Here is an 11,074-nt window from a genome sequence, read left to right on the forward strand (position 1 = left end):
CCTAACCTAAATCAGCCGCAGTCCGCAAGCCGCCCCCTTCGTGGCCGGGACTCTTCGGCGCCGAGCCACGAAGCGCCATATCCCCTGCTCACGCAGCCAATTGAGCAGCCATCAGGGATGCGCAGAACCGTCGAAAATAGGACTACGTTGATGTAGTCGAATCTCGAAGTTAGGCTTGCCTCACCTAGACAGTCTTGTTACGTTCCTGGTGTCCGAAGGCGCCTCGATCGCTTGGTGCCCGGCCCTTCAGAACCCCCCTCCCTCACTTGGAGCCGGTGCGGCGACGCCGCATGCCCGCGCTCCGATTCACCCTGTCCTGGAAGGTGCCACCGTGCCCACCTGCCCTGCCCCGGTACGCCCTCTCGACGCCGCCGCGGCGTCCGAACTGACCTCTGCCGCCTTCGAGTTGTTGGCCGCCCACGGGTCCGCCACTTCGCCCGCGCTGCTCGCGGCCCTGCCCCGGGCATGCGCGCGACTGGGCGACGGCATACGCGGCGCCCTTCGCCCCGTGGACACCGACGACGGCCTCTTCGTCCTGCGCGGCCTCCGCCCGGACGACACCACGCTCGGCCCCACCCCCGGCCACTGGTCCACAGCCGGCGACACCGGCGCGCTGTGGGACGTCGTCCTCCTGCTCGTCTCCACACTGATGGGTACGCCGATCGCCTGGGACGGCCAGCAGGACGGCCGGTTCGTGCACAACATCGTCCCGTCACCCGGACACGAGAGTCAGCAGACCGGCGCGTCCAGCTCGGTCCTGCTCAGTCCGCACACCGAGGACGCCTTCCACCCGGGCAGGGCCCACCTGCTGCTGCTGTGCTGCATGCGCAACCACGACGACATCGCCACCACCGCGGCCAGCATCCGCAGGACCTCCCTGTCCGAAGGGGATGTCGAGCAGCTGAGGCGACCGGTCGTGCCGATCCTGCCGGACGACGCCTACGAGCAGGCCAAGCACTTCCCCGGACGTCCCGCGCCTGTCCCGACGCTCTTCGGGACCGACGAGGGCCTGACCCTGCGCTTCGACCCCGCCTACACCCCGCTGGAGCTGGCGGACGAGGCATGGCGTCAGGCGTACCGGCGCCTGGAGGACGAACTGGCCCGTGTGTCCGTCGCGGTGAGCCTGGAACCGGGGGACGTCCTCGTCGTGGACAACGACGTCGTCGTCCATGGGCGCGTCCCGTTCCAGGCCCGCTACGACGGGACGGACCGCTGGCTCAAGCGCGCCTCCGTCCGCGTCCCCGGCCGCGGCACCCGCCCCGAGACGGAAGCCCGCGAACACGGCTACGGACAGGCCGCCCTCGAAGCGCGCACGAGCTGACGCACCCACAGCGACCGACCGGAGGAACACCGTGCCCGACTTCACCCAGGACCGCCGCCTGAGGATCCTGTCCACCAGCGACCTGGCCGGCATCGACATCTCACTCGAGGACGTACTCGCGACAGTCGAAGGCGCGTACCGCACCCTGGCGGACGGCCTGTCCGACAACCCGCGCAAACTCACCGTCAAGCCCGGCGACGGGCACTCCGTCTCGTACGCGATGCTGGGCCGTGACGGCACTCGCGAGGTCGTCGCCGTCAAGACCTCCTACAAGCACGGACTCGACAAGGGCCGGGAGGAACAGCACTACTACACGACCCTGTCCCTCTACGACGACGTGACCGGCCTGCCGGTCGCCCTGTTGGACTGTTCCAGGGTCGGCTCCTTGCGCACCCCCGCCGTCTCCGCGCTGCTCGCCCGCGAGCTGGCCGTGCCCGATGCCAGGACGGCGCTGGTCATCGGCACCGGCACACAGGGAAGGCTCGCCCTCCCCTTCCTCGTGACCGCGCTGCCCGGCCTCGAGAGGCTGATGGTGTCCGGTACGCACCCGGACGGGCTCGCGGCCGTGGAGAGGGAAATCCGGGACCGTTTCCCCCGGCGCGACGTCGAGATCGTCTCCGATCTGCGGGCGGCGGCCGGAGAAGCCGATGTCATCGTGGCCACCGCCGGCGGTCACACGCCGGCCGCCGTAGAGGCCGAGTGGCTCAAGGAGGGCGCGCTGTCCGTCCTCGTCGGCCACGGCCTCGCGCCTTCCACCCTGCACCGCGCCGACCGGGTTATCGCCACCAGCGAGGCCCAGATGAACCTCACCGGCACCGACATGGCGGACGCCCAGGGAAAGCTTCCCGCCGTGGACTGCGAGTTTCCCGCCGTCCTGGCCGGTTCCGCGGCCGGGCGCGTCTCCTCCAACGAGCGAATCTTCGCGTACAACAGCGGTCTGGTGGTCACCGACATCGCCCTGGGACACCGCTTCGCGCAGCTCGCCCTGGACGCCGGGCTCGGCACCGAGGTGGCCCTGTGGCAGTGAGCGCCGAACCCTGGCCCGCCCTCCCGGTCCTGCCGGACGCCGCCACCGGGGCGGTGGTGGGGTCCGGCCTGCTTCCCGAGCTCGCCCACGCCTTCGGCGGGCCCTTCCACTTCCTGCTCCCCGACGCCTTCACCGCCAACCTCCGCGCGATGCGCGGGGCCCTCGCCACGGCAGGCGTGGACGGTTTCATCTACTTCGCCAAGAAGGCGAACAAGGCGGCCGTCTTCGTCGAGCGGGCAGCGGCGAACGGTGCCGGTGTCGACGTGGCGTCTGCCCACGAGCTGCGCGAGGCACTCGGTCACGGCGTACGCGGAGAGCACGTCGTGGTCACCGGACCCGCGAAGGGCCCGGCCCTGTTGCGGCTGGCCGTGACCCACGGCGCGCTGATCGCCGTTGACGCTCTCGACGAACTCGACGCGGTGATCACCACCGCGCTGGCCGGGCGGGTGCGTCCGGCCCGCATCCTGCTGCGCGTCCTGCCCCCGACGCAGCCGCACAGCCGGTTCGGCATGACCGACGGCGAACTCGCCACCGCCCTCACGCGGTGTGTCGAGGCCGGTGAAGCTCTGCGGATGGAGGGCTTCAGCTTCCACCTGTCCGGCTATGCCCTCCAGCCGCGCGCCGACCTGGCCGCCCGTCTGATCGAGCGGTGCGTCGAGGCGCGGATGATGGGACTGGAGGCCGGCCGGATCTCCATCGGAGGCGGCCTGCCGGTCAGTTACACCGACCCGGACAGCTGGCATACGTTCCTCGCGAAGCAGAAGCCCGTCCACTACCACGCCGGCAGAACCTTCAGGACCGCTGACTTCTACCCCTATCACTCTCCGGCCTCCGGCGCCCACGCCTTGGCCGCCCTGTTGGAGGCCCACCCCGAGGCAGCCGGGGGGACACTCGCCCGAGCGCTCGACGACAGCGGGGTGGAACTTCTCCTGGAACCGGGCCGCGCCCTTCTGGACCAGGCCGGAGCCACCGTGTTCACCGTGCGCGGAGTCAAGGACCGCGACGGCTACCAACTCCTCACGGTGGACGGCACCAGCCTGAGCCTGTCCGAGCAGTGGTTCAACAGCGAGTACGTCCCCGACCCGCTGCTGATCCCCGCCAGAACGGACGCGCCCGCCGGGACGTTCCCCGCCAGCGTCGGGGCAGCCACCTGCCTGGAGTCGGACATGCTGACGTGGCGCAAGATCGCCTTCGCTCACCGGCCCCGGCAGGGAGACCTGTTGCTGTATCCGAACACCGCCGGCTACCAGATGGACTCCAACGAATCCCCCTTCCACGACCTGCCCCTGCCTCCCAAGGTCGTCATCGACCACACCGAAAGGTCCCGACCGCGCTGGCGGCTGGACCGCCACCGGGCCTGACCGGCACCGGACCGTCACCCGCCGCCCCGAAGCCCCTCACTGGAGTCCTCTGATGTCCGGAGTCCCCCTGCGGCCCGCCGTGGTCTCACGCGTGTCCGACCTGATCGGCCACACCCCTCTGCTGGAACTGGCCACCACCGAGACCGGCAGCCGCCTCCTGCTGAAACTGGAGATGTTCAACCCCACTGGCACGGCGAAGATCCGCATGGCCCGCGCCATGATCGACGCCGCCGAGAACACCGGGCAACTGCGAAGCGGAGGACGGATCATCGAGTCCACCTCCGGCAACACCGGCCTCGGCCTTTCCGTGATCGCCGCAGAACGCGGCTACACGTTCACCGCAGTGGTCGACAACCACGCCGCAGCGGACAAGCTCCGCGCCATGAGAGCCATGGGCACCGAACTGGTCTACGTCGTCGGCGACGGCACCGAGGAACTGGCCACCGCGGCCCGCGAGGAACTCGCCGCGGACATGGCACACGGCCAGGAAAACACCGTCTTCACCGAACAGCACAACAACCCCGCCAACGGTGTGGGTTACTTTCCCGTCGCCCACGAGCTCGCCGAGGCCCTCGACGGCACCATCGACGTACTCGTCGGCGCTGTCGGCACCGGTGGCGGGCTGTGCGGTACCGGACGCGAACTGGCCAAGCGCGTCTCTGGTTTCACTGTCATCGGGGTCGAGCCCAAGGGCTCCATCGCCTTCGGCGGACCGGCCCACGACTACCACCAGTCCGGTACCGGCACACCTGAAGGAGCCGAGATAGGCGCCCTGGTCGACTTCGACCTCATCGACGAAGGAGTCAAAGTGGGCGACATCGAGGCGTTCGCCACCTGCCGCGCGGTCGCCAAGACAGGGCTACTGATCGGCGGTTCGGCCGGCGGCGTCGTCCACGAGGCCCTGACCCGCCTTCCCTCCCTTCCCCCGGGCACCACCGTGGTCGCCCTGGTCAACGACGGCGGGGAGAAGTACCTCGACACCGTGTTCAACGACGACTGGATGGCCGAGCGGGGTCTCCTCAGTCCCGAGACCGAACGTGATGTCGAAGAACTGCTCACCAAGCTCCGCAGGAACCGGTGACCCCCATGCTCACCACTCTTCTCCGCGACAGCCGCGCACTCGGAGCCCTCGCCGTACCACTCGTCCTCTCGCAGCTCGCCCAGGTGGCCCTGACGACCACCGACACCGTGATGATGGGGCTGCTCGGCACGGCCCAACTCGCCGCGGGCGGCCTCGCCGTGGTCATGTTCAACCAGGTACGCACCATGGGCGTCGGCCTGGTCACCTCCGTCGGCAACCAGATCGCCGCGTCGGTCGCCCGGGCCGAGCGGGCCGTCGGCGAGCCGGACGGGACGGCAGCCGAGAGGACAGCGCACGACGAAGTCCGGGAGGTGGTTCGGGCCAGCCTGGCCGTCGCCACCCTGGCCGGAGCGGTCGGAGCCCTCGTCATCATCCTCATCGGACAGGCCCTGCCCCTGCTCGGGCAGCAGGCCGGCGTCGCCCACCTCACCCAGACGATGCTCTACGCCCTCGCCCCCGGCCTGCTGCCCTGCTTCTGGTTCCAGGCGGTACGCCAGTTCACCGTCGGCATGCGCCGCCCGCAGGCGCTCTCACAGATCACCCTTGCCTCCATCGCCGTGAACGCCGGCCTCAACTGGGCACTCATCCACGGCACTCTCGGCCTGCCCCGGCTCGGACTCCCAGGTGTCGGCCTCGCCACCTCCACCGTGTACCTGTTGTCCTTCCTCGCCCTCTATCTCTCCGCGAAAAGGGACGACGAACTGGCGCCGCTCCTGACTCTGGCCGCCTTTCGCGCAGACGCCGCAGCCGTCAAGCGGCTTCTGCGCCTGGGCATCCCGATCGCCGCCACCTACGGGTCCGAAGCGGGCTTCTTCTCGGTCACCGCGCTGATGGCGGGCTCCTTCGGCGCCGACGCACTCGCCGCCCACACCGCCGTCAACCAACTCATCTACATCGTCTTCCAGATCGCCGTCGGCCTCTCCCACGCCGCGTCCATCAATGTCAGCCGCGAACTCGCCCTCGGCAACGGCGACGGCGCCCGGCGCGTCAAGGACACCGCTCTCGCCTGTGCCGCGGCCGTCATGGTCATCGTCGGCATCGTGTACCTCACCGTTCCCCACGTCGTCCTCGCCCCCTTCCTCGACGCGAGCTCGGACAGGGCGGTCACCATCGCGACCCATCTGCTGATCGTCGCTGTCTTCCTGCAGTTCTTCGACTGCGCCCAGAACATCGGAGTGGGCCTCCTGCGCGGACTCGACGACACCAAGAGCGGCTTCCGCATCACCCTGATCGGCTACTGGGCCATAGGGCTGCCCGCGGTGTGCCTCCTCGCCTACGCCGCGGGACTCCACGCGGTGGGCATCTGGCTGGGGCTTCTCACCGGCCTCGCCGCCACCGCCCTGCTCCTGCTGCGCCGCTACAACGCGACGCTCTCAGCCATGCGCCCCCAGCCCGTCACCGCCGCCTGACGACCTCGCGTCGGCCGAGCCCGCCGCGACGGCCCGGGAGACACACAGAGCCGTGCCCCTCCAGGGCCCTGCGCGCCGGTGGTTCAGAGGCCGCGTACGACGCCGGAGGCATACTCCACGTACTCGTGCAAGCCGTAGGACAAGGCAAGAGCGGCAAGCGCTGCGCCGGCCACCGTCCCCGTCAGAGCGGCCGCGCGTGTGCGCTCAACGCGCCCACTAGGGGCCGCGGGCTCGGGCAGCAGCAGTGCCTCGATGCGCTGCGGCACCGGCCCGCTCGTCGCGGACAGCAACGGATAGCCCTTCGTCCCCGGACGACCGGGAGCCGCACAGGCCAGGGCCGCGCGCGCGATGGCGGCGGCCGCTGCCCGCCGGTTCCCCACAACGGCGGCCGCCACTTCGTCGGCCCACCGTTCCAGATGGAAGGCGAGTGGTGCGCGCAAGGCCCCGAGGCCGGGATGGATCATGGCGGCGAGGTCGACGATCACCGACAACACATGATGGCGCCCGGCCAGGTGAGCCCGCTCGTGGGCCATCAACACCTCCCGGTCGCCCGGCTCCAGAGCGCGCACCATCCCGGACGTGATGACGACGCGGGCGCCGCGGTCCCGGTGCGCGGGAAGCGCGAAAGCGTCCACGCCCATCCCCGGGAGTATGAGCACGTCCCCCTCGGACACCCCGTCGTCGACCGACTCCCAGGCATGCCTGAGCAGTGAGCGCTGTCGGATCGAGCGCCACAGCAGGAGCACAAGCTGTACCAGCATCGCCGCCCCGGCCATGGCCGAGAGGGGCACCGCCGCCGGCCACAGCTCGACCACACGGGAGAGCGGCACCTGCTCCAGCCCGGCCAGAAAGGGCACCTGGAACAGTCCGACCAGCGCCGCGACGGTCCCACCGGCCAGCAGTACCGCGCCGCCCGTCAACGCCCAGCACGCCTCACGCGGCGGCAGCACCCTTGCCAGGCGCCGAGCGACCGGCGCGGCTCCCCACGGAAAGGCGAGCGCCAGCACGACAAGTACCAGTACGTACGTCACTCCGTTTCGTCCTCCGCTTCAAGGAGCAGGCGCCGCAGGGTCTCCTCGTCGCCTTCGGACAACGAGGACACGAACCTCTTCAGCACTAGGTCCCTACGCGGGTCGCTTTCCAGCTCGCGGCGCATGCGTCCAGCGACGAGCCCCGGTGCGTCCTCGACCGGCTCGTAGGCGAAGGCTCGTCCCGCGGGGATTCGGCGCAGCGTGCCCTTCTCGTAGAGGCGACTCAAGATTGTGGCCACCGTAGTCCTGGCCATTCCCCCGAGCGCGGCATTGACCTGCTGCGCCGTCAACGGCTCCCTTGCCTGCCAGAGCGCAGCCAGTACGTCTGCGACGAGCTCGCCGTGCTGCCGCCTCTCGTTCCCACGCTTTCTTGCCACTCGCTCTCCTCCTTCCCTGTCTCCCAGCGACCACTACACCTGGCACTCTTACGGCTTTGTCGACTACACGCACGTAGACGAACGTCGCGGACGTTTTCAAGTTGGGCACAACTTATCGTCCGAGAGAATCTCCCTAAAGCTCGCCCCGCGCCCTGTTCGTGAGCACCGGGTGAGCGGCGGTGCGACGGGATCGTTCACCAGAGGCGCGGCCGCGTGTCGCCGCCATGCCAGTGCGACGGTACTGCCGGACAGGGCACCGACAGGAACGAAGGCGAACCCGAGACGTGCGTAGTACCTCTGCGAGGACGATCGGGCGAAGGCAACACCCCGGCCCGTCAGCACGGCTATCAGGCGTTCGAGGGTCGACACCTTGGCCCCCATGCGAACCGCGTGTCCGTCCCGCTGGTCGACGCCGAGCCAGAAGCCATGCCACTTCTGTGGGGCGCGGCGGCGACGAACGCCTCGTCGAGCACCATCTCTACGGAGACGGCGAGGCGTTGGGCCGGCGGATTGCGCTCCGACAGGATGAGAACGGGCTTCTTCGATGGTGTCTGGGGCCCCGACGGGTATTGGCGACGCGAGGCGGACGCGGCGCCGATGCGCGGGCGAGTCCTCGTGGCTCGGGACGGCGATCTCCGCTCCCTGCTCCGGGCCCCGCCCATGACCGGCTTGACTCAGTCGCGCAGCGCCTTCGCGAACAGCGGGACGGTCTTGTCGATGGCGTACCCGATGGACAGCGCGGAGTCGGTGGCGAACGCCTGGCTGATGTCCTGGTTGTCCAGGACGACGGAGTGCCCCTTCCGCACAGCGGGGATGGCCTGGAAAAGCTTGTCTCCGGAGATCTTCTTCGAACTGACACCGATGGGGGACATGACGACAAGGTCGGCGTCGAGCAGGTTCAGGTTCTCGCGGGAGACATTGATGAAGAAGTTTCCTTTTGCCTTGGCATCGACCTCTGGGTTGTTCTTGAAACCGAGCTCCTGGGCGAACGAGATCCGGCTGTCGCCCCTGACATAGGCGCCGTACCCGTCGCCACTTAGCGCACCGACCGAAATCGTCTTTCCCTTGAACTCGGGGTGCTCCTTCGTGGCCTCGGCGAACTTCTTGTCGACCCCCGCGATCAGTTTGCCGCCTTCCTCCTTCTTCCCGAGGGCGGCGGCGATCATCTGGATCTGTTCCTGCCACGAGGTCTTGTACGCGTCTCCGTCCTTTGGCACGTCCACCGTGGGAGCGATCTTGCTGAGGGTCTTGTAGCGCTTGGAGTCGCCGCTGGACTTGGTGTCCAGAATGAGGTCCGGCCTGAGGGCGGCGATCTTCTCGTAGTTGAGCTCCAGGGTGCCGATGATCTCGGGCTTCTTCTTGTACAGGCCCTTGGCCCAGGGACCTACTCCGTTCCCGCCGAAGGCAAGCCAGTCGCTGGCCCCGACGGGCTGGGTGCCCAGTGCCAGCGAGGTCTCGGCATCGCCCCAGCCCAGTGCGAGCACCCGGGTCGGCTTCTTGTCGACGGTGACGTCGCCGAACTTGGTGGGGATGGTGGCGGGGAAGGAGCCGCTGGAGGAGGACGAGCCGGTCTTGGCGGCGGAGGAGTCGGAGCCGTCCGACGGGGAGGAACACCCGGCAGCAAGGGGAGTGATCAGCGCGGCGGAGACCAGCGCGGCCACGGTCCAGCGGCCGGCGGAGCCTCGAAGGAGACGGGCAGAGGGAAGCACGGTGGTAAGCCTTCACATTCGACTGGGGACGGGGAAGTGGCAGGTCCTCGGACGCTTCCGAAGGAATCCGGTGACGTCCGATTGGCACTACAAGCGGGGTGCGCGGCACCGGGTCCGGGGCGTCAGCGCGGTGGCGCGACGTCCCCGGGTGGCCGGGGGAGGCGGTTGGCTCGGGGCGACGATCCGTGGTGCCGTCGACGGGGCGACGTCGTTCATGCAGCCTGGCCTTCCGCAGCTCAGCAGGGCGCCGGCATCGGTCTGGACGACACCCGCACGGGATGGCGCGGCCCGGGCCCCGAGAAAATAAGGGTAACCTAACCATATGAGGTATGGCTTGGGCTCCGTCCTCTGATCGGACGAGTAGCTGAGAATCCCGTCGCACCCGGGCGAATGCGGTCGCGGACCGGTCCGGGCTCACTCCGGTGGACGGCACAGTCTGCCTCGTGCCACCAGCTCGACGGTCAGGCTCACCGCGACGGTTTGGACCGCCATCAGGGCGATGAGGACGAACAACTGCACCGCTCCGGCCATGATCGGTGTGGCGCCTCCCAAGAGCATCCCGACGAATGCGCCCGGCAGGGTGACAAGCCCGACCGTGCGGGTCTGGTCGAGACCAGGCAGCTGCGCGTCGGACGCCGCGGGGCGTGCGACCCTCATCCGCGCCTCGCGGCTCACGAACCCGAGGGCCAGTGCGGCTTCCACCTCGCCCCGCCGCTCTGCCAGTTCATCGAGCGACCGGCGACCGGCGAGGACGGTCGCGGTGAGAGCGCCACCCAGCAGGATGCCCGTGACGGGGATCAGCGCGATGCCCATGAGCGGTACGAGTCCGGTCAACAGGAGAGCCGCCACCACGGGCCCGGTCCCTGCAGCGATGGGGACGGCCGTTAGCCACCAGGAGTGGTTCGAAGTCAGCCTACGGCCCGCCGTGCGCACCGCGGTGGCGAACATCACCAGCAGAAAGAGGGCCAGGGCCCAGACTGACGTGACCACGTAGCTGATCACCAGGGAGACGGCTGACAACTGCACGGCGGCCCGCAGACCGGCGAGTGCGATCTGCCGCCATCGTGGCGGGCCGGTCCGCGGGCCCAGGTGGTAGCGGGCCGACACGATGATCGCCGTAAGAAGCAGGGCCATCACCAGGATTCCGAGCGTTTTGTCGACAGGCAGCAGTGAGGCCGCGACAGCTGTCCCGCGGTGCATGCTGCGGCTCCTCCTCGGTGTCGGGTCCCGCGTACCGCCCCGGACTCCGGCGAGGCGAGTGCGAGCCGGTGGCTAATCGAACAGCGACTGCCCTATGTAGGACCCGGGTTTCGGCGCGGGCGGCACCGCGAAGACGGCTGAACCGATGTGCGAGATGTACTCGTTGAGCCTGTCGGAGGCGCCGAGCTTCTTCTGCAGTGTGACGAAGTGCGCGGGGTCGTTCATGTAGGCGAGGAACAGGAGTCCCGCGTCGAGCTGCCCGTACTGATTGATGCCGTCGGTGTAGTTGTAGGAGCGCCGCAGGATCTTTATGCCGTTGTTCGTCTCGTGCGAGGCCAACGCGATGTGCGAGGTGGGATCGATCGTCTTGGCGCCGCCACGCGTCGCGTGGAAGTCCGGGGTGGTGTGTTCCGTGCCCCCGGACAGCGGGGAGCCTTCGGTCTTTGTCCGGCCGATGACACGCTGCTGATCACTGACGGGGTCAGCGTCCCAGATCTCGATGTTCATCTGGATCTTGCGGGCGATCTGGTACGTGCCCCCGGCCATCCACCCCTCGTC

10 protein-coding genes are annotated in these 11,074 nt (G+C 69.0%); 5 read left to right on the forward strand and 5 right to left on the reverse strand.

The features are described from left to right. The first annotated feature begins 331 nt into the window (after positions 1 to 331). The 5 genes from LCE31_RS13685 to LCE31_RS13705 are packed head-to-tail and all read left to right on the forward strand — an operon-like array spanning position 332 to position 6,199. Entirely contained in the window at positions 332 to 1,321 is a 990-nt protein-coding gene (locus LCE31_RS13685; protein ID WP_225014499.1) for a TauD/TfdA family dioxygenase, read from the forward strand. A gap of 31 nt (positions 1,322 to 1,352) precedes the next feature. Beyond that, positions 1,353 to 2,348, forward strand: coding sequence for an ornithine cyclodeaminase family protein (locus tag LCE31_RS13690; protein WP_225014500.1), 996 nt, complete (start codon positions 1,353 to 1,355; stop codon positions 2,346 to 2,348). Then, complete coding sequence (locus LCE31_RS13695) at positions 2,339 to 3,709, forward strand: Y4yA family PLP-dependent enzyme (protein WP_225014501.1); 1,371 nt, start codon at positions 2,339 to 2,341, stop codon at positions 3,707 to 3,709. Before LCE31_RS13690 ends, LCE31_RS13695 begins: the two co-directional genes overlap by 10 nt. Before the next feature lie 52 nt (positions 3,710 to 3,761). Beyond that, positions 3,762 to 4,790 carry a cysteine synthase family protein gene (locus LCE31_RS13700; RefSeq protein WP_225014502.1) on the forward strand — a complete coding sequence of 343 codons (1,029 nt, stop codon included), beginning with the start codon at positions 3,762 to 3,764 and terminating at the stop codon, positions 4,788 to 4,790. A gap of 5 nt (positions 4,791 to 4,795) precedes the next feature. After that, complete coding sequence (locus LCE31_RS13705; RefSeq protein WP_225014503.1) at positions 4,796 to 6,199, forward strand: MATE family efflux transporter; 1,404 nt, start codon at positions 4,796 to 4,798, stop codon at positions 6,197 to 6,199. Positions 6,200 to 6,282: 83 nt separating this feature from the next. On the opposite strand, the gene LCE31_RS13710 is transcribed toward LCE31_RS13705, so the two are convergent. The 5 genes from LCE31_RS13710 to LCE31_RS13730 form a co-directional block, all read right to left on the reverse strand. After that, entirely contained in the window at positions 6,283 to 7,230 is a 948-nt protein-coding gene (locus tag LCE31_RS13710) for a M48 family metalloprotease (RefSeq protein WP_225014504.1), read from the reverse strand. Beyond that, a complete protein-coding gene (locus LCE31_RS13715) occupies positions 7,227 to 7,607 on the reverse strand; it encodes a BlaI/MecI/CopY family transcriptional regulator (protein ID WP_225014505.1) in 381 nt (126 codons plus the stop codon). Before LCE31_RS13715 ends, LCE31_RS13710 begins: the two co-directional genes overlap by 4 nt. 674 nt (positions 7,608 to 8,281) lie before the next feature. Further along, the gene (locus LCE31_RS13720) at positions 8,282 to 9,316 is read right to left on the reverse strand and encodes an iron-siderophore ABC transporter substrate-binding protein (protein ID WP_225014506.1); all 1,035 of its coding nucleotides are present in this window, start codon (positions 9,314 to 9,316) and stop codon (positions 8,282 to 8,284) included. 414 nt (positions 9,317 to 9,730) lie between these two features. Further along, positions 9,731 to 10,516, reverse strand: a complete 786-nt coding sequence (locus tag LCE31_RS13725; RefSeq protein WP_225014507.1) for an ABC transporter permease — start codon at positions 10,514 to 10,516, stop codon at positions 9,731 to 9,733. A 72-nt stretch (positions 10,517 to 10,588) separates the two neighbouring features. Then, on the reverse strand, positions 10,589 to 11,074 hold a 486-nt coding region (locus LCE31_RS13730), incomplete at its 5' end, for a Dyp-type peroxidase (RefSeq protein WP_225014508.1).

The organism is Streptomyces sp. 8L, assembly GCF_020176795.1.
In the GTDB taxonomy this organism is placed as follows: Bacteria; Actinomycetota; Actinomycetes; order Streptomycetales; family Streptomycetaceae; genus Streptomyces.

Bases quoted from the DNA above. Each gene is read 5' to 3' on its own strand.
- LCE31_RS13705 (WP_225014503.1), top strand. From the start codon at position 4,796: ATGCTCACCACTCTTCTCCGCGACAGCCGCGCACTCGGAGCCCTCGCC.
- LCE31_RS13725 (WP_225014507.1), bottom strand. From the start codon at position 10,516: ATGCACCGCGGGACAGCTGTCGCGGCCTCACTGCTGCCTGTCGACAAA.
- LCE31_RS13700 (WP_225014502.1), top strand. From the start codon at position 3,762: ATGTCCGGAGTCCCCCTGCGGCCCGCCGTGGTCTCACGCGTGTCCGAC.